The sequence below is a fragment of the Achromobacter aegrifaciens genome, assembly GCF_902859735.1.
GTDB lineage: Bacteria > Pseudomonadota > Gammaproteobacteria > Burkholderiales > Burkholderiaceae_B > Achromobacter > Achromobacter aegrifaciens.
Window position 1 is genome coordinate 195578 of the sequence record NZ_CADIJY010000003.1, and the last position, 17560, is coordinate 213137.

The following is a 17560-nucleotide window of genomic DNA, read 5'->3' on the forward strand; positions in this document are numbered from 1 at the left end:
GCCGCGCCAATCTCAGACGTAGTGCTCGATGGGGGAATGGTCTTCCAGGCGCAGCACACGACCATCGATGACGAGGGACGGCAGGCGGGTGATGCCAAGCGCCCGGGCCTGGGCGGCGGACCCGGGCTGCCGCGCGAGATCGAATGATTCGTAGCGATGCTGAGGCGTCGCGAAGGCCGCGGCCATGCTGCGGTCTATGCCCAGGCAGAGATTGCAGCCGTCGTGGAACAGGGTGACTTGAATCAAGGCGATCTCCTTGGCGTGCCGCCAGGGCGGCTGCGTCCCGGCACCCGTGCCTCATGGGCCGACATGCCAGGCTGGTCTTGGAGGCGCGGGCTGGAATCGAACCAACCTCAGGAGATTTGCAATCTGCCGCATGACCACTCTGCCACCGCGCCGTTTTGTTTGTCCTAGGACGTAATGAATGGTACGGAAGCCGGGCAGGGCGCGGGCTTCCTCGAATCCACGAAAATTGTCCTGGCGTCCAGCATGAATGACGCAGGCCAAGGCCGCGTATGTCATAGGGCGTGTGACAGTGGGGGACGGAGAGGGCGGCGCAATATGGCCGCAGGCAGCGTGGGGAGATGCCCGCGTTGCGAGCAGAAATGAAAAAAGGGCCCGAAGGCCCTTTCTCAAGGATTTCCAGAAAGAATCTGGAAATCAGAATTTGGAGCGGGAGACGAGTCTCGAACTCGCGACCTCAACCTTGGCAAGGTTGCGCTCTACCAACTGAGCTACTCCCGCATGGGTTCTGCACTTGAAACAGCCAGAACCTGTTTTCTTATTCACTCTGATCAACTTGGTTATCGATCAGAAGGCGCGCATTCTACATGATTTTTTTGAGCTTGTCTTGGCCTGGACTTATTTGGGTCTGTTCACTGCAAGCAGTTTGCGAACAAAGCCTGAAATTCAGGGCAAGCACTCAATCAAGTAATATGAGCGAAGACAGAAACTATAGCAATCCGCAGCATCCATGTCAAATTCTCCCGCCAAAGTTCTTCCGTCCCCAGCCTTGTCGCCCGCCAGCCAGGATCTCACCCGGCTGAATACGTTGGGCCTGGCGTCGCGGACCGGGGCCTTTGTGACCCTGGAAGATGCGGCGCAGTTGCCGGCGTTGTCGCAGCTGGCGCACGAGGCGTCTTCCCTGCTGGTGCTGGGGGGAGGCAGCAATCTGGTATTGCCGAGCCAGGTGCAGGGATTGGTGGCTCGCGTCGCGTTCAAGGGCGTGCGCCTGCTGGAAGCTCGTCCGGATGCCTGGCTGATCGAGGCGGCGGGCGGCGAGACCTGGCACGGCTTTGTCGAAACCTGCGTGAACCAGGGCTGGGACGGGCTGGAAAACCTGGCGCTGATCCCGGGTACGGTGGGCGCGGCACCGGTGCAGAACATCGGCGCTTACGGCGTTGAACTGCAGGAGCGTTTCCACAGCCTGACCGCCTGGGACGTGCGCGCAGGGCGCCTGGTCGAAATGAGCGCGGCCGATTGCCGCTTTTCCTACCGCGACAGCCTGTTCAAGCACGACGAGCCCGGACGCTGGGTCATCGTGAGTGTGCGTTTCGCCTTGCCCCGGCCCTGGCGGCCTGTGCTGGGCTACCCTGATTTGCAGCGCCACGCGCGGCTGGCGGCGGGACAGCCGAGCGCCCGCGATATCTTCGACGCGGTGTGCGAGATCCGCCGCGCCAAGCTGCCCGATCCGGCGGTGACGGGCAACGCAGGCAGTTTTTTCAAGAACCCTATCGTGTCGGCGCAAGTGCGGGACAGGCTGCTGGACCGTTTTCCCGGTCTGGTGTCCTACGTCCAGCCCGACGGCGGCTACAAGCTGGCGGCCGGCTGGCTGATAGACCAATGCGGCTGGAAGGGCCGCTCGCTGGGGGCCGCGGGCGTGCATGAGCGCCAGGCTCTGGTACTGGTCAATCGCGGCGGGGCCACGGCGGCCGACATCATGGGCTTGGCGCATGCCATCCAGGCCGCGGTGTCCGAGCGCTACGGCGTGCGGCTCGAACCGGAACCCGTGGTGGTGTGAGGCCGTTTGGGCCGGGCAAGAAAAAAGGACCCCGCAGGGTCCTTTTTTGCAGGCGAGGGCTTGGGCTTCAGAGGCCCAGCACCGATTGCATGTCGTAAAGGCCGTTGTGCTTGCCTTCCAGGAAGCGGGCGGCGCGCAGGGCGCCTTCCGCATAGGTGGCGCGGCTGGCCGAGCGGTGCGTGATCTCGATGCGTTCGCCGGTGCCGCAGAAGGACACGGTGTGGTCGCCGACGATGTCGCCGCCGCGCAGCACCGAGAAGCCGATGGTGCCCGGCTTGCGCACGCCGGTATCGCCGTGGCGGCTCCAGGTGGCGACGTCCGGCAGGGCCACGTTCCAGGCCGAAGCAATGGTTTCGCCCATTTTCAGCGCGGTGCCCGAAGGCGCGTCGACCTTGTTGCGGTGGTGCGCTTCGAAGACTTCGACGTCGTAGCCGGAGTTCAGGATGCGAGCGGCCATGTCCAGCAGCTTGAGCGTGGCGTTCACGCCCACGCTCATGTTGGGCGCGAAGACGATGCCGATCTTCTGGGCGGCGACTTCGATCGCGGCGCGGCCGTTGTCGTCGAAACCGGTGGTGCCGATGACGGCGTTCACACCGTGCTTGACGCAGGCCTGCAAGTGTTCAAGCGTGCCTTCGGGGCGGGTGAAGTCGATCAGGCAGTCGGCCTGGGCCAGGGCGTCGAGGTCATCGGTGATGGCCACGCCCGTCTGCTTGCCCAGCGGCGCGCCGGCGTCCTGGCCCAGCGCGGCCGAGCCCTGGCGGTCCAGCGCCACGGCGAGCTGCAGGCCGGAGGCGTTCAGCACGGCTTCGATCAGCATCTGGCCCATACGGCCGCTGGCGCCGGCAATTGCGATACGCATAGATAGTCCTTGGTGTTACTTGAGCGGCTCTGGGGCGTTGCCGGGCTGGCCAGGGTACTGGTTGAGGGGGCTGACCGGGGCGGCGGAGTCGCGCTTGCGCTGGTCTTCCTCTTCCTTCTGGCGGGTTTCTTCTTCGATGAGGCGCTTGTCTGCCTTTTCGTCGGCGACGGCGTTGGGCGTATTGATCTGGTAAGGCTGCAGTTCTGGCTGCTTGTCGCCTTCCCAGCGGGTCAGGCGGTCGTTTTCGAACCAGACGGTGAATTTGCGTTCCTGGGCGTCGCCGTAGCCAGGCTTGTAGTAGTAGGGGTAGTCCCAGCGGTTGGCGTGCAGCACGCTGGTCAGCGTGGGGCTGCCAAGGGCGAAGCGCACCTGCTCGCGCGTCATGCCGGGCTGCAGCAGGGCGACCTGCTCCTGGGTGATCCAGTTTCCTTGCTGGACGCCGGCCTTGTAGGGGAAGCCCCACTTGTCCCCCGAGCATCCAGCCAGGGCGACGGCCAGAGCGGCCACCGCCAGGCCGGTCTTCAGCGAGCGGGAGGGAATTCGTGCAATCATGGACACTACGCGCCCCTATTATTTGGAAGCAGACAAAACCGTTATCATAAAGGTTTCATAAGGATAGTTCCGCGTGGCGGCATGATTTCGGTGAGCCGGCTCGCGGTGAACCTATCCTGCCCATGCCAACGCGGACGGAGAGCGATTACACCATGAGCGACCAAAGCGAACTGAAGAACATGGGTTTGAAGGCGACGTTTCCCCGCCTGAAAATTCTTGATATTTTCCGGAAATCGGATCAACGGCACCTGAGCGCCGAAGACGTCTATCGCGCCCTGATCGGCGAAAACGTCGAAATCGGGCTGGCCACCGTCTATCGCGTCCTGACCCAGTTCGAACAGGCCGGCATCCTTGCCCGCAGCCAGTTCGACAGCGGCAAGGCGGTGTTCGAGCTCAACGACGGCGATCACCACGATCACCTGATCTGCACGAATTGCGGCAAGGTGGTCGAGTTTTCGGACCCCGAAATCGAAAAGCGTCAGCAAAAGATTGCCAAGGACAACTCCTTCGCGCTGGAAAGCCACGCCATGGTGTTGTATGGCATCTGCGGCAGCTGCATGAAGGGCCGCTGATCCGGCCTGCCTACGGCCCGCGGCTACGCTCGCAGCGGGTCCGTGAGATCCAAATCCCCTTCAATGTGAAGGGGATTTTTTTATGGCGCGAATCGGCCCTGTTTTTTCCGGCGTCCCCGCCGTAAAGCGGCGGGCCAGCGCTTCAGTTCTGCCCGAAACCTTCCAGCATTTCGCGGGCGTGTTCGCGGGTGGTCGCCGTGAGCTTGATGCCGCCCAGCATGCGCGCGATTTCCTCCACACGGGAGGAAGCGTCCAGTTCCTCGATGCTGGAGCGGGTGGCGCCGCGCGATTCCGCCTTGCTGACCAGGAATTGGTTGTTGGCGCAGGCCGCGACCTGGGGCAGGTGGGTCACGCACAGCACCTGATGGCGTTCGCCGAGCTCGCGCAGCAGCTTGCCGACGGCCTCGGCCACCGCGCCGCCCACCCCGCTGTCGACTTCATCGAAGATCAGCGTCGGCACGCGCGCAGCGCGACTGGCGATGACCGACAGCGCCAGCGAAATCCGCGACAGTTCGCCGCCCGAAGCCACCTTGGCCAGCGGCCGCGGCGTGGTGCCGGCATGGCCGGCCACCAGGAATTCAACCTGCTCGTTGCCGTGCGCGGACGGCGCCGATTCGGCCAGCGTGGGTTCGAACTTGCCGCCCTGCATGGCCAGCGTCTGCATGGCTTGCGTGACCTGCTTGCCCAGGTCCTTGGCGACCTTGCGGCGCGCCGTCGTCAGCTTGGCGGCCGTGGCGTCGTATTGCGCCTGCGCAGCTTGCGTCTGGGCGCGCAGGGCATCGATGTCGCCCGCGGCTTGCAGCGCCTTGAGCTGCGCATGCAGCGTGTCGCGCAGCTCGCAAAGCGCGTCGGGCTCGACGCGGAATTTGCGAGCGGTTTCGAATACCAGGCCCAGGCGCGCCTCGACCGCTACGAGCCGCTGAGGATCGAGATCGACTCGGCTGACGTAGTTGTTCAGGTCCGATACGGCCTCGCTGATCGCGATGCGGGCCGATTCCAGTTCATCGTAGACGCCCTGCAAGCCGGGATCGTGGCGCAGCATCTGCTGGATGCGGTGGTTGGCCGCGGTGAGCCGGTGGTGCGCGGAATCGCCTTCGCCGTCCAGCCCTTCGAGGATCTGGTTGGCGCCATCCAGCAGGGATTGCGAATGCGACAGGCGGGTGTGCTCGGACTGCAGCGCATCCCATTCGTCGGGACCGAGATTCAGCTGATCGAGTTCGTCGACCTGCCATTGCAGGCGGTCGCGTTCGGTAGCCAGGCTTGCGGCGTCCTTTTCGGCGGATTCCAGCTGGCGCGCCAACGCGCGCCATTGCTTCCAGGCCTGGCCGACCGAGTTGCGCAGTTCGCCATGGCCGCCGTGGGCATCCAGCAGGTCGCGCTGGGCGTCGGCGCGCATCAGGCTCTGGTGCGCATGCTGGCCGTGGATGTCGACCAGGCTGTCGCCCAGTTCGCGCAATTGCGCCACGGTGGCCGGCGTGCCATTGATGTAGGCGCGGCTGCGGCCCTGGGCGTCGATGACGCGGCGCAGGGACAGTTCCGTGTCGGCGTCGATCTCGCGCTCTTGCAGCCAGGCGATCAGGCCCTTGGGGGTATCGAAGACCGCGGTGATGTCGGCGCGCGGCGCGCCCTCGCGCAGCATGCTGGCGTCGCCGCGTTCGCCCAGCGTGAGCGCCAGCGCGTCCACCAGTATGGATTTGCCTGCGCCGGTCTCACCGGAAAAGACGGTAAAGCCGGGGCCGAAATGGATCTCGGTCTGTTCGACGATGACGAAGTCGCGGATATGCAGGGTGCGCAGCATGTCGGGGCGCTTACTACTCTACGTTGTCGGAGGCTTCGGGCATCAGGTTCCAGTGCAGCTTGCGGCGCAGGGTGGAGAAGAAACTGTAGCCTTCGGGATGCACGAAGCGGATGGTATAGGGCGCGCGCTGCACGACGATGCGGTCGCCCGGCTGCAGGTCGGACCAGGTCTGCATGTCGAAATGCACGCTGGCGCCGACTTCCACGCGGCCCATGGCCGTGAGCGTCATGTTCAGCACGCCGGAGTCGGGAATGACGATGGGGCGGTTGGACAGGGTTTGCGGCGCCACCGGCACCAGCACCATGGCGTTCATGCCCGGATGCAGGATGGGACCGTTGGCCGACAGCGCATACGCGGTGGAGCCCGTAGGCGTAGCGATGATCAGGCCGTCGGCGCGTTGCGTGTACATGAAGGCGCCGTCCAGCTCCACCCGCACTTCGATCATGCCGCCGCGTCCCGCGCGGTTCAGCACCACGTCGTTCAGGGCCGACGCGGAATACATTTTCTGATCGCCGCGCCACACGCTGCCTTCCAGCAGCATGCGTTCCTCGATCTGGAAGCTGCCTTCGAGCACGCGCGCCAGCGCGCCATGCGCGTCCTGCAACGCGATGTCGGTGATGAAGCCCAGGCGTCCGTGGTTGATGCCGACCAGCGGCATGCCATAGGGAGCAAGGTGGCGGCTGGCGCCCAGCACGGTGCCGTCGCCGCCCATGACGACGGCCAGCGACGCGGTCTTGCCGATTTCCTCGAGCGTGGCGACGGGGTATTCGGTCAGCCCGGTGTTGCGCGCCGTGTCCGCATCGATGAGCACCTGCCGGCCCGCTTGCGTCAGCGCGTGGGCGAGTGCTCTCAGCGGTGTGTCCAGGCCGGTGTCCTGGTATCTGCCGATCAGGGCTACGGTAGGAAAATGCATGGCTGCTTGCGTATCAAAAAAGGCCGGACCAGAAGCCGAAACCTGCCCGGAATGGGCGGTTTAGCCGATTATATGGGGCCGCATATGTGCTTGCGGGACAAAAATCGCCTCAATTGAAAAAGATTCCCTAAAATACTTGTTATGGATGACCGCGCACGCGCACTACTGAAAGCGTTGATCGAACGCTATATCGCCGATGGGCAGCCAGTCGGCTCGCGGACGCTATCGAAAGTATTCGACTTGTCCCCGGCCACGATCCGCAATGTGATGGCGGATCTCGAAGAACTGGGACTGATCCACAGCCCGCACACCTCCGCCGGCCGCGTGCCCACGCCGCGGGGCTACCGCATGTTCGTCGATTCGCTGCTGGCGGTGCAGTCCTACCAGCTCGAACCGCACAACATGGGCGAGATGCTGGCGGCCGCCGAACCCACGCGCGCCGTCAATGCCGCCGCGGCCCTGCTGTCCAACCTGACCCAGTTCGCGGGAGTGGTGCTCACGCCCAAGCGCGCCCAGGTGTTCCGCCAGATCGAATTCATCCGCCTGTCCGATAAGCGCGTGCTGCTCATCATCGTCACGCCCGACGGCGATGTTCAAAATCGCATCCTTTTCGTTCAGCGCGACTATGCCGAAGCGGAACTGCTGGAAGCCGGCAATTTCTTCAACATGCATTTCGCCGGCAAGTCCTTCAATGTCGTGCGGCAAACCCTGTCGACCGAACTGGCGCAATTGCGCGAGGACATCTCGCGCCTGATGCAGGCCGCGGTCGAAGCCAGCGCGGAAGCCGCCGAGGACGGCGATGCCATGGTCATTTCCGGCGAGCGCAAGTTGCTGGACGTGACCGACATCGCCTCCGACATGGACCGCCTGCGCAAGATGTTCTCGCTGTTCGAGAAAAAGACCGACCTGCTGCAGCTCCTGGACGTGTCCACCCGCGCCCAGGGCGTGCAGATCTACATCGGCGGCGATTCGCAGCTGGTGCCGATGGAAGAGGTCTCGGTCATCACCGCGCCTTACGGCGTGGACGGCAAGGTCGTGGGCACGCTGGGCGTGATCGGTCCCACGCGCATGGCCTACGAACGCGTCATTCCCATCGTGGATATCACGGCGCGCTTGCTGTCCAACGCCCTCAGCCACAACCAGTAGGTCCATCCGAAGCTACGTCCTCCTTGCGGAGGAAGGGGAGTGTTTGTGTTTCTTCGCCTGTTCAAGTACCTGTGGCCTGAGCGCTATCTGCCGGAACCCGAGCAGGAGGACCCCTTCAACGAAGACCCCGCGCCTCGCGGGCCGGCCAAGGTCGGCGTGCTGCTGGTGAACCTGGGCACCCCGGACACCCCGGGTAAGCAAGACATACGCAAATACCTGGGCGAGTTCCTGTCCGACCCGCGCGTGATCGAGATCCCGCGCTATCTGTGGAAGCCCATCCTGCATTGCCTGGTGCTGACGATGCGGCCCAAGAAGCTGGAGCCGCGCTACGCCGGCGTCTGGATGAAGGAAGGCTCGCCCCTGATGGTGTACAGCCAGCGACAGGCCGATGGTGTGCGCGCGGCCCTGGCCGAGGCCGGAATCGACGCCGTGGTGGAGCTGGGCATGCGTTACGGCAACCCCTCGATCCCCGACGCCATTTCCCGGCTGCGCCGGCAGGGCTGCGAACGCATACTGACCGTCCCGCTCTATCCGCAGTACGCCGCCAGCACCACCGCCACGGTGGTGGATGCGGTCACCCGCCATGCCGGCCGCCTGCGCGACCAGCCCGAGCTGCGCTTCATCAAGCGTTTCCACGAAGAGCCGGCCTATCTGGACGCGCTGGCCGGTCGCATCGAACGCTATTGGCAAGAGCACGGCAAACCGCAGAAGCTGGTCATGAGCTTTCACGGCCTGCCGCGCTATTCGATCGAACTGGGCGACCCGTACTACCGCGACTGCATGGAAACGGCGCGCCTGCTGGGCCAACGCCTGTCGCTGCCGCGCGAACAGGTCGAGGTGACCTTCCAGAGCCGTTTCGGTACGGCCCGCTGGCTGGAGCCCTATACCGAACCGACCCTGAAGGCGCTGGCCGCCGCCGGGGTTACCGAGGTCGATGTGGTGTGCCCGGGTTTTGTGGCAGACTGTCTGGAAACCCTGGAAGAGATCAGCCTGGAGTGCCGCGACGCCTTTATCGGGGCCGGCGGCAAGCGTTTCCGCTACATCCCGGCGATCAACGACGATCCGGCCTGGATCGCAGGGCTGGCCGACCTGGTGGCACGCCACTTGCAGGGGTGGCCCACGCAAATCACGGACTTGAAGGAGAAGGCGCATGCACCATGATCCCAAGACTGGAAAGATCGTCAAAAAGGGGCAGGTCAGTACCCCGGTGGACGAAGATCAGGTGGAACACGAACTGGACGAGGCGCTTGCCGAGACCTTCCCCGCCAGCGACCCCATCGCGATCAGCCCCGAGCCGGACGAGGACCGCGCCGTGGACCGCGCCCTGAAGGACAGTTTTCCCGCCAGCGACCCGGTGGCGCCCGCACAGCCGCACAAGAAATAGCCTGGCGCAGAGGGCGTCCGCCATTTGCCGGATGGCGTCGAAAAGCGCTGAATCTATGCTTGCAGTCTGAGATTTGACGGCATTTGGCAGAAATTGGGCGGATTTCTGATTACATTCCGCCTGCCTCTGCTGGCTGGCGCCGTCAGGGAATATTTGCTTTCCCGGGCTTGAAATAGGGGTATTGGCCCCCATTCATGTCTGCGAAAGCCATACTTTTTGGAGGATTCCCCATGACGGCACCCAACGAGCCTGTAGATCAGACGCCCGAAGTCGGCCAGAACGCCGATGCGGCCTCCGCCGCCGAGGACGCCGTGCAGGCCGAGCTGAACGAGTTGCGCGCCCAGCTGGACGCCGCCCAGGCTACCGTCAATGAGCAGCAGGACCAGCTTTTGCGCATCCGGGCCGAAGCCGAGAACGTGCGCCGCCGTGCACAGGAAGACGTGTCCAAGGCGCGCAAGTTCGGCATCGAGTCGTTCGCGGAAAGCCTGGTCCCGGTCAAGGACAGCCTGGAAGCAGCGCTGGCCCAGCCTGAGCAAACCGTTGAAACCCTGAGCGAAGGCGTCCAAGTGACCCTCAAGCAGCTGACGGCCGCCTTCGAGCGCAATCTGCTCAAGGAAATCGCGCCGGCACAGGGCGACAAGTTCGACCCGCACCTGCACCAGGCCATTTCGTCCATCCCCGCCGAGCAGCCCGCCAATACCGTGGTCCAGCTGCTGCAAAAGGGCTACGCCATCGCCGACCGGACCTTGCGCCCCGCGCTGGTCGTGGTGTCCGCCGGCCAGGGCTGAGCAGGCGGCGTGCCATGACGGATCCCCGGTTCGACCCCGCCCAGATATTCCAGGTGTTCGGCATGCGGCACGTCGACACCGAGGGATTCGACGCGGCGGTGGTGCAGGCGCCGGGGACGGATCTGCGCTGCGTGTTCCTCTGGGGACAGGATTGCTATAACTGCAATATTTTCAAGCAGACCGCCTTGCTGCACCGGGACGCGCTGCTGGAGCTGGGGCTGACCTGGTTCGAAGCCGACGTCTACGCGGACGAAGCGCTGGGAAGGCGCTTCTCGCTGCATGGTGTCCCCACTTTTGTGCTGTACCGCGCTGGCAAGCGGCTGGGCCGCGTCACCGGCTGGCCCGGCCTGCCGCAATTCACCGCGGCCATGCGCCGCCTGCAGGAAACGGCTGTAGAAAATTCCGGCCAGGCGTCTTGAAAAACCCTGCGGGCAGCCCCAGTTATGTGGGGACAAGAAGTTTCTCCCTATTTTCATAGATTCAATCAAGGTAACCGACCATGAGCAAGATTATTGGCATTGACCTGGGCACGACCAACAGCTGCGTGGCTGTCATGGACGGCGGGCAGGTCAAAATCATTGAAAACGCGGAAGGCGCTCGCACCACCCCCTCCATCGTCGCCTACATGGACGATGGCGAAACCCTGGTCGGCGCGCCGGCCAAGCGCCAGGCCGTGACCAACCCGCGCAACACCCTGTATGCGGTGAAGCGCCTGATCGGCCGCAAGTTCGAAGAGAAGGCGGTGCAGAAGGACATCAACCTGATGCCCTATGCCATCGTCAAGGCCGACAACGGCGACGCCTGGGTGGAAGTGCGCGGCAAGAAGATGGCGCCTCCCCAAGTGTCGGCCGACGTGCTGCGCAAGATGAAGAAGACCGCCGAGGACTACCTGGGCGAAGAAGTGACCGAGGCCGTCATCACCGTGCCCGCCTACTTCAACGACAGCCAACGCCAGGCCACCAAGGACGCTGGCCGCATCGCCGGTCTGGAAGTCAAGCGCATCATCAACGAACCCACCGCTGCCGCGCTGGCGTTCGGCCTGGACAAGACCGAAAAGGGCGACCGCAAGATCGCCGTCTATGACCTGGGCGGCGGCACGTTCGACGTGTCCATCATCGAAATCGCCGATGTGGACGGCGAAAAGCAGTTCGAAGTGCTGTCGACCAACGGCGACACCTTCCTGGGCGGCGAAGACTTCGACCAGCGCATCATCGACTACATCATTGCCGAGTTCAAGAAGGAACAAGGCGTTGACCTGTCCAAGGACGTGCTGGCCCTGCAACGCCTGAAGGAAGCGGCCGAAAAGGCCAAGATCGAGCTGTCCTCGGCGCAACAGACCGAAATCAACCTGCCGTACATCACGGCGGATGCCTCGGGCCCGAAGCACTTGAACCTGAAGATCACGCGCGCCAAGCTGGAAGCGCTGGTCGAAGAACTGATCGAACGCACGATCGAGCCCTGCCGCGTGGCCATCAAGGACGCCGGCGTGAAGGTTTCCGACATCGACGACGTGATCCTGGTCGGCGGCATGACCCGCATGCCCAAGGTCCAGGAAAAGGTGAAGGAATTCTTCGGCAAGGATCCGCGCAAGGACGTGAACCCCGATGAAGCCGTCGCCGCTGGCGCCGCCATTCAAGGTTCCGTGCTGTCGGGCGACCGCAAGGACGTGCTGCTGCTGGATGTCACCCCCCTGTCCCTGGGCATCGAAACCCTGGGCGGCGTGATGACCAAGATGATCCAGAAGAACACGACCATTCCGACCCGGTTCTCGCAGACCTTCTCGACCGCTGACGACAACCAGCCGGCCGTGACGATCAAGGTGTTCCAGGGCGAGCGCGAAATCGCTGCGGGCAACAAGGCCCTGGGCGAGTTCAACCTCGAAGGGATCCCGCCGTCGCCCCGCGGCATGCCGCAGATCGAAGTCACCTTCGACATCGACGCCAACGGCATCCTGCACGTGTCCGCCAAGGACAAGGGCACCGGCAAGGAAAACAAGATCACCATCAAGGCCAACTCGGGTCTGTCGGAAGACGAGATCCAGCGCATGGTCAAGGATGCCGAGGCCAATGCCGAGGAAGATCACCGCGTTGCCGAACTGGCCCAGTCGCGCAACCAGGCCGACGCGCTGGTGCATGCCACCCGCAAGTCGCTGACCGAATATGGCGACAAGCTCGAGGCTTCCGAAAAGGAAGGCATCGAAGCCGCCATCAAGGAACTGGAAGACACGCTGAAGGACGGCGACAAGGCCGCGATCGACGCCAAGGTGGAAGCCCTGTCGACGGTTTCGCAGAAGCTGGGCGAAAAGATGTACGCCGACATGCAGGCGCAGCAAGCCGCCGGCCAGCAGCAAGCGGCCGACAACGCGAAGCCGGTGGACGACAATGTCGTCGACGCCGACTTCAAGGAAGTCAAGCGCGACCAATAATGGCCGGGCGCTGACCAGCCTCTGCCGCCCGGTAGCCGGAGAAATCCGCCTACCGGGCGTACTCATTCTGTAGCACTGAAAAGAAGGCTCGTTTTCGAGCCCACGGATCATGGCAAAACGTGACTATTACGAAGTCTTGGGCGTCGCGAAGAACGCCTCGGACGACGACCTCAAGAAGGCCTATCGAAAGCTGGCCATGAAGTACCATCCGGACCGCAATCCGGACAGCAAAGAAGCCGAAGAGAAGTTCAAGGAAGCCAAGGAAGCCTACGAGGTCCTGGGTGACGATCAGAAGCGCGCCGCCTACGACCGCTACGGCCACGCGGGCGTGGACCCCAACTCCGCCGGCATGGGCGGCGGCATGGGCGGCGGTTTCGCCGATGCGTTCGGCGACATCTTCGGCGAAATCTTCGGCGGCGGCGGCGGTGGCCGCCGTGGCGGCGGCCCGCAGGTTTACCGCGGCGCCGACCTGAAGTACGCGCTGGAAATCACGCTGGAGCAGGCCGCGGCCGGTTTCGACACCGAGATCCGCGTGCCCAGCTGGGAAAACTGCGACACCTGCCACGGTTCCGGCGCCAAGGCCGGCACCTCGCCCAAGACCTGCCGCACCTGCGGCGGCTCGGGCGCCGTGCGCATGCAGCAGGGTTTCTTCAGCGTGCAGCAGACCTGCCCGACCTGCCACGGCAACGGCAAGGAAATCACCGATCCCTGCCCCGCCTGCGACGGCGTGGGCCGCATCCGCCGCAACAAGACGCTGCAGGTCAAGATTCCGGCCGGCATCGATGACGGCATGCGCATCCGCTCCAGCGGCAACGGCGAACCAGGCATCAACGGCGGTCCTCCGGGCGATCTGTATGTGGAAATCCACATCAAGCAGCACAAGATCTTCCAGCGCGACGGCGACGACCTGCATTGCGAACTGACCATTCCGTTCACGTCGGCGGCGCTGGGCGGCGAGCTTCAGGTACCGACGCTGGGCGGCAAGGCCGAAATCTCGATCCCCGAAGGCACGCAGTCGGGCAAGACCTTCCGCTTGCGCGGCAAGGGCATCCGCGGCGTGCGCGGCAGCTACCCGGGCGATCTGTACTGCCATGTAGTGGTGGAAACGCCCGTGCGCCTGAGCGACGACCAGAAGAACATCCTGCGCCAGTTCGAGGCTTCGCTGAACGATGGCGGCGACCGCCATTCGCCGCAAAGCAAGTCCTGGACCGACCGGGTGAAGGAATTCTTCAGCTGAATTGGCTGAGGCATGCAAAAAGCCGCGATCATGATCGCGGCTTTTTTTTGCCCGGCGAGGGCGTGGGGGCGGGGGCAGCGCGCATATGAAAAGACCGCGGCTTGCGCCGCGGTCCAGTGCTACTGCTACTGCGAGTACTGCAACTGCTGTATCGACTGCAACTTCAACTTCAACTTCAGCTTCAGCTTCAGCTTCTACTGCTACTTTCACAGCTACTGCTACTTCTACTTCTACTGCTACTTCGACCGCCGCTGTCGCCGATAAAAACCGGCCTCAAACCATGATGCCGTCCGAGGCCGGCCGGGCCACAGCAAGCAGCTCACCGGGTGATCGGCGGGTACTCGAGTTCGCCGAACGTGTATTGGCCGCTGGCCTTGGCTTGCGCCAGTTCCTGCTGGACTTCAGCGCTGGTCTTGGCGCTGGCGGGGGCGGATACAGCCGCCGGGTATTCCAGTTCACCGAAGGTGTACTGGCCGCTGACCTTGGCTTGTTGCAGCTGGGCTTGCACTTCCTGCGAGCTCAGGCTGGTGGTCTGGGGCAGGGCGGGCGGATAGTCCAGCTCGCCGAAGGTGTACTGGCCGCTGATCTTGGCTTGCTGCAGTTCAGTGGCGACCTGGGCGCTGCTCTTGGCTTGTTCAACGCCGGCGGCTTGGGCGCCAACGCCAACCAGGGCCAGGGATAGCAGCAGGGTGGTGGTTAGGGTTTTCATGGTAGACCTCCAATTCGTCTTGGTTGGGGACCGAATCCGGCGGCCCTCCGTCGTGGTTCGTTGTGTGTTCCCGATGACTGAATTGTGCTCGTTATCCCACCTGGGATAAACCCGTATTTCTTGAAAACATCTTTCCAAATAATCGAGTAATCACGTTCGCTTTTATGATTTCATCCATTTTTGGCATAGTCGGGGGGGCGTTCTGGTGAATTTTGGTGAGCTGACCAGCGCCGGAAAGCCAAAAAAAGCCCCGCCGCAGCGGGGCTTGGGCGAGGCGGGCCTGGTCAGGGCGCCGGCTTCTTCTTGAAGTCGCCGGCAACCGCGGTGCTGAAACCGTCCGCGCGCAGATACTTGCGCAAAGCCGCATTGACCGAATCGGCCGTCAGCGCGGAGATCTTCTTGTCCATGTCGGCCGACCAGGCGAAGGTGCGGCCGCGCTGCATGTAATCCAGCCAGGTGCTGGCCAGGACGTCGTCCTGGGCGCGGGCCAGGTTGCGGTAGTTCAGCAGGGCCGTGATGCCGTCCGAGATTTCCTTGTCCGTGAAGCCGTCCTTCAGCACGCGCGCCAGTTCTTCGCCGATGGCCTTTTCCAGGCGCTCGCGGTTTTGCGGCGCGTAGATGGCGTACATGGTCCAGCTGGCGGAGGGCTCGAACGACGAGACCGACAGCGAGCTGCGCACGTTGTACGAGAGGCCGTCGGTTTCGCGTACGCGGTTCCACAGGCGCGAGGTTTCGGAGGCGCCGAACAGGTAGTTGGCCAGGTACAGCGCGGCGTAGTCCGCGTCCGTGTCCTGCAGCTTCAGCGGCATGCGCGAAATGTAGAACGCATTGGCCTTGTCGGGCGTGTCGATGTCGAACTGCTTGGCGGGAATGTCGCGGTACGGATTGGGCACGCGCGTGTAGCCAGGAGCCTTTTTCCAGCCGGCCAAACCGGTCTTGAGCGCCTTTTCCACGGCTGCGGGCTCGAAATCGCCCACCGCCGAGTACTCGATGTTGCCGGCGCCGTAGAACTTGGAATGGAACTTGACCAGGGCGTCGCGGTTCAGGGCGCGCACGCCGGCCAGCGATTCCTCGAAGGTCGGCACGTAGCGCAGGTCATTGGCGGGCCACGGATTGTCCTGGCGGGCCAGCGCGCGTCCGGCCAGTGCCGACGGTTCGGTCATGGCGTTCTGGATCGAGGTTTCGAGCTGGCGCTGATATTCCTCCAGTTGCTCCTTGGGGAAGTTGGCGTTGCGGACGATGTCCAACGCCAGCGCGGTGAGTTCGGGCAGGTTTTCGCCCTTGGTCGACATGGCGATCTTGAGCGTGGTGCCGCCGCCGCTGAAGCCGAGTTCGGCCTGCAGCTTGTCCAGGCGGTCCTGGATGTCCTGGCGCGACAGCTTGGCCGTGCCGCGGGTCAGCAGGTCGGCCACGGCGCTGGAATTCACGCGTTGGCCGAGCAGGTCTTTTTCGTTGCCGAACTGGATCAGCATCTGCGCCTGCACCCGGTTGCCGCGCGTGGCCTTGGGCAGCAGCGCCAACTGCACGGAGCCGTTGGGCAGGTCCAGCTTCTTGCGCTGCGTCAGCTTGTCGATGTTCTCGGGCGTGGGGTCGAAGGCCGATGCGGCCTTGAAGTCCGGATCGCCCTTGTAGTCCTTGAAGACGGCCGTCAGGTCCACCCGTTGTTCTTGCGGCGCGCGCACGGGCTTCTCGGTGGGGATGTAGCGGCCTTCGATGCTGTTGCTTTGGACCAGGTAGGTGGTCGCGGCGCGCTGCACTTCGGCCAGCGTGGCCTTGCGGGCGCGGTCGCGCTGCAGGAAGAACAGGCGCCAGTCGCCGGCGGCGATGGCCTCGGACAGCGCCACGCCGACCTGTTCGGGATCGCTATAGGTCTGTTCCCAGGCAGTCAGCCATTTGCTGCGGGCGCGGTCCAGCTCCTGCTGTGTGAAGGGCTTCTTGTCCAGGGTCTCCAGCGTGCCGGTCAGCGCCTTCATGGCGGCGTCCAGGCTCTTGCCCGGCGTCAGCTGGGCGGCGAACATCGCAAGGCCCGGATCCAGGTTTTCCATGGTGAAGCCGAACACGCCCGAGGCCAGCTTGGTCGGGACCAAGGCATGGTAGAGACGGCCCGAGGGCGTGTCGGCCAGGATGGTGGCGGCCAGGTCCAGCGGCACGAAGTCGGCGCTGCCGGCGGCAGGAATGTGGTACATGGCCGCGACCAGCGGCGTGCCGCCCGTGCGGCGCAGGGTTACGGAACGTTCACCGTCCTGCACGGGTTCCACCGTGTATTCGGGCGGGAGCTTGCGTTCGGGCTTGGGCAGCTTGCCCAGCGTTTCCTCGATGTCGGCCAGGGTCGCCTGCGGGTCGAACTTGCCCGCCACGATCAGCACGGCGTTATCGGGCTGGTAGTACTCGTGATAGAAGGCGCGCAACTGGCCGATGTCCACGTTCTCGACGTCGGAACGGGCGCCGATGGTGTTCTTGCCGTAGCTGTGCCACTGGAAGGCCGCGGCCTGCATCTTCTGCATCAGGATGCGGAAGGGGCTGTTTTCGCCGCTTTCCATTTCGTTGCGGACTACGGTCATTTCCGAGTCCAGGTCTTCCTTGGCGATCAGGGAATTGACCATGGCGTCGGCCTGCCAGCCCAGGTACCACTTGAGCGTGTCGGGGTTTGCGGCGAAGCTGGCGAAGTAGTTGGTGCGGTCGCTGGAGGTCGAACCATTGGCCTGCAAGCCGCGGCGCGAGAACTCGCCCATGGCGTTGCGGGTGGTCGAGGTGCCCTTGAACAGCATGTGCTCCAGTAGGTGAGCCATGCCTGTCTGGCCGTAGTTCTCGTTGCGCGAGCCCACCAGGTAGGTCATGTTGACGGTAGTGGACGGCTTGGATTCATCGGGAACCAGCAGCACCCTCAGGCCGTTGGCCAGGCGGTATTCGGTGATGCCTTCGATCGAGGCGGCCTCCGAGACGCCCGCCGGCAGGCTGGCGGCGCCGGCCTGAAAGGCCAGGAAGGAGGAAAACAGCAGCACGCTCAGCGGGCGCGGCAGCTTCGACAGGGACAGGCGCATGGCAGACAATTCCTTTGGCATGGCAGAATCCGTTGGAGTGTATACGTTGGCAATGGTTCAGGGGCGCGGCGCGGCGTTGTCCACGGCGCGCGGCCCGGGACCGCAAGCAAGGAAGT

The 17560-nt window shown here is 64.0% G+C and carries 16 protein-coding genes and 2 tRNA genes; 9 read left to right on the forward strand and 9 right to left on the reverse strand.

Annotation, left to right across the window (positions count from 1 at the left end):
* Window positions 1-12: 12 nt before the first annotated feature.
* From HV766_RS10905 to HV766_RS10915, 3 genes are all read right to left on the reverse strand, one after another.
* The gene (locus HV766_RS10905) at window positions 13-246 is read right to left on the reverse strand and encodes a hypothetical protein (RefSeq protein WP_054450019.1); all 234 of its coding nucleotides are present in this window, start codon (window positions 244-246) and stop codon (window positions 13-15) included.
* A 78-nt stretch (window positions 247-324) separates the two neighbouring features.
* A tRNA-Cys gene (locus HV766_RS10910) sits at window positions 325-398 on the reverse strand.
* Window positions 399-668: 270 nt separating this feature from the next.
* Window positions 669-744: transfer RNA gene (locus tag HV766_RS10915), tRNA-Gly, on the reverse strand.
* Between the two features lie 229 nt (window positions 745-973).
* Between HV766_RS10915 and murB the strand changes: the two genes are divergently transcribed.
* On the forward strand, window positions 974-2020 hold the full coding sequence (murB, locus tag HV766_RS10920) for a UDP-N-acetylmuramate dehydrogenase (RefSeq protein WP_175181147.1): 1047 nt from the start codon (window positions 974-976) through the stop codon (window positions 2018-2020).
* Between the two features lie 67 nt (window positions 2021-2087).
* Here murB and dapB read toward each other — a convergent pair whose 3' ends face one another.
* Both dapB and HV766_RS10930 read right to left on the reverse strand, forming a co-directional pair.
* Window positions 2088-2879 (reverse strand): 4-hydroxy-tetrahydrodipicolinate reductase, encoded by a 792-nt coding sequence (gene dapB / locus HV766_RS10925; RefSeq protein WP_054450025.1) that lies wholly within the window; start codon window positions 2877-2879, stop codon window positions 2088-2090.
* Window positions 2880-2894: 15 nt separating this feature from the next.
* Window positions 2895-3431: an outer membrane protein assembly factor BamE gene (locus tag HV766_RS10930; protein ID WP_054450027.1), complete on the reverse strand. Its 537-nt coding sequence runs from the start codon at window positions 3429-3431 to the stop codon at window positions 2895-2897.
* A gap of 152 nt (window positions 3432-3583) precedes the next feature.
* Here HV766_RS10930 and fur point away from each other — a divergent pair, with 152 nt between their 5' ends.
* Complete coding sequence (fur, locus tag HV766_RS10935; RefSeq protein WP_043543731.1) at window positions 3584-4003, forward strand: ferric iron uptake transcriptional regulator; 420 nt, start codon at window positions 3584-3586, stop codon at window positions 4001-4003.
* Window positions 4004-4145: 142 nt separating this feature from the next.
* Here the strand turns inward: fur and recN are convergent, their stop codons facing one another.
* Window positions 4146-5801, reverse strand: a complete 1656-nt coding sequence (gene recN / locus HV766_RS10940; RefSeq protein WP_119450762.1) for a DNA repair protein RecN — start codon at window positions 5799-5801, stop codon at window positions 4146-4148.
* A 13-nt stretch (window positions 5802-5814) separates the two neighbouring features.
* The gene (locus HV766_RS10945; RefSeq protein ID WP_054450031.1) at window positions 5815-6714 is read right to left on the reverse strand and encodes an NAD kinase; all 900 of its coding nucleotides are present in this window, start codon (window positions 6712-6714) and stop codon (window positions 5815-5817) included.
* 141 nt (window positions 6715-6855) lie between these two features.
* On the opposite strand from HV766_RS10945, the gene hrcA reads away from it, so the two are divergent.
* The 7 genes from hrcA to dnaJ all read left to right on the forward strand — a co-directional run bounded on the left by hrcA (window position 6856) and on the right by dnaJ (window position 13694).
* Entirely contained in the window at window positions 6856-7860 is a 1005-nt protein-coding gene (gene hrcA, locus HV766_RS10950; RefSeq protein ID WP_054450033.1) for a heat-inducible transcriptional repressor HrcA, read from the forward strand.
* Window positions 7861-7905: 45 nt separating this feature from the next.
* Window positions 7906-9021, forward strand: coding sequence for a ferrochelatase (hemH, locus tag HV766_RS10955; RefSeq protein ID WP_054451294.1), 1116 nt, complete (start codon window positions 7906-7908; stop codon window positions 9019-9021).
* Window positions 9011-9244, forward strand: coding sequence for a hypothetical protein (locus HV766_RS10960; RefSeq protein WP_013391860.1), 234 nt, complete (start codon window positions 9011-9013; stop codon window positions 9242-9244). The genes hemH and HV766_RS10960 overlap by 11 nt, the downstream gene beginning before the upstream one ends.
* A 230-nt stretch (window positions 9245-9474) precedes the next feature.
* Window positions 9475-10032, forward strand: a complete 558-nt coding sequence (grpE, locus tag HV766_RS10965) for a nucleotide exchange factor GrpE (RefSeq protein ID WP_054450035.1) — start codon at window positions 9475-9477, stop codon at window positions 10030-10032.
* 14 nt (window positions 10033-10046) lie between these two features.
* Entirely contained in the window at window positions 10047-10451 is a 405-nt protein-coding gene (locus HV766_RS10970) for a thioredoxin family protein (protein WP_054450037.1), read from the forward strand.
* Window positions 10452-10531: 80 nt separating this feature from the next.
* A complete protein-coding gene (dnaK, locus tag HV766_RS10975; RefSeq protein ID WP_054450039.1) occupies window positions 10532-12457 on the forward strand; it encodes a molecular chaperone DnaK in 1926 nt (641 codons plus the stop codon).
* Between the two features lie 109 nt (window positions 12458-12566).
* Window positions 12567-13694 carry a molecular chaperone DnaJ gene (dnaJ, locus tag HV766_RS10980; RefSeq protein WP_059373782.1) on the forward strand — a complete coding sequence of 376 codons (1128 nt, stop codon included), beginning with the start codon at window positions 12567-12569 and terminating at the stop codon, window positions 13692-13694.
* A 319-nt stretch (window positions 13695-14013) separates the two neighbouring features.
* Here the strand turns inward: dnaJ and HV766_RS10985 are convergent, their stop codons facing one another.
* Together HV766_RS10985 and HV766_RS10990 are read right to left on the reverse strand one after the other, a co-directional pair.
* The gene (locus tag HV766_RS10985; protein ID WP_119450764.1) at window positions 14014-14403 is read right to left on the reverse strand and encodes a DUF4148 domain-containing protein; all 390 of its coding nucleotides are present in this window, start codon (window positions 14401-14403) and stop codon (window positions 14014-14016) included.
* A 284-nt stretch (window positions 14404-14687) separates the two neighbouring features.
* Window positions 14688-17444: a M16 family metallopeptidase gene (locus tag HV766_RS10990; protein ID WP_119450765.1), complete on the reverse strand. Its 2757-nt coding sequence runs from the start codon at window positions 17442-17444 to the stop codon at window positions 14688-14690.
* Between the last annotated feature and the right edge of the window lie 116 nt (window positions 17445-17560).

Excerpts from the sequence above, each read along its gene's own strand:
- recN (WP_119450762.1), bottom strand. The coding sequence starts at position 5,801 with ATGCTGCGCACCCTGCATATCCGCGACTTCGTCATCGTCGAACAGACC.
- fur (WP_043543731.1), top strand. The coding sequence starts at position 3,584 with ATGAGCGACCAAAGCGAACTGAAGAACATGGGTTTGAAGGCGACGTTT.
- dnaJ (WP_059373782.1), top strand. The coding sequence starts at position 12,567 with ATGGCAAAACGTGACTATTACGAAGTCTTGGGCGTCGCGAAGAACGCC.
- HV766_RS10985 (WP_119450764.1), bottom strand. The coding sequence starts at position 14,403 with ATGAAAACCCTAACCACCACCCTGCTGCTATCCCTGGCCCTGGTTGGC.
- dapB (WP_054450025.1), bottom strand. The coding sequence starts at position 2,879 with ATGCGTATCGCAATTGCCGGCGCCAGCGGCCGTATGGGCCAGATGCTG.
- grpE (WP_054450035.1), top strand. The coding sequence starts at position 9,475 with ATGACGGCACCCAACGAGCCTGTAGATCAGACGCCCGAAGTCGGCCAG.
- HV766_RS10960 (WP_013391860.1), top strand. The coding sequence starts at position 9,011 with ATGCACCATGATCCCAAGACTGGAAAGATCGTCAAAAAGGGGCAGGTC.
- HV766_RS10970 (WP_054450037.1), top strand. The coding sequence starts at position 10,047 with ATGACGGATCCCCGGTTCGACCCCGCCCAGATATTCCAGGTGTTCGGC.
- HV766_RS10990 (WP_119450765.1), bottom strand. The coding sequence starts at position 17,444 with ATGCGCCTGTCCCTGTCGAAGCTGCCGCGCCCGCTGAGCGTGCTGCTG.
- murB (WP_175181147.1), top strand. The coding sequence starts at position 974 with ATGTCAAATTCTCCCGCCAAAGTTCTTCCGTCCCCAGCCTTGTCGCCC.
- dnaK (WP_054450039.1), top strand. The coding sequence starts at position 10,532 with ATGAGCAAGATTATTGGCATTGACCTGGGCACGACCAACAGCTGCGTG.
- hrcA (WP_054450033.1), top strand. The coding sequence starts at position 6,856 with ATGGATGACCGCGCACGCGCACTACTGAAAGCGTTGATCGAACGCTAT.
- HV766_RS10930 (WP_054450027.1), bottom strand. The coding sequence starts at position 3,431 with ATGATTGCACGAATTCCCTCCCGCTCGCTGAAGACCGGCCTGGCGGTG.
- HV766_RS10945 (WP_054450031.1), bottom strand. The coding sequence starts at position 6,714 with ATGCATTTTCCTACCGTAGCCCTGATCGGCAGATACCAGGACACCGGC.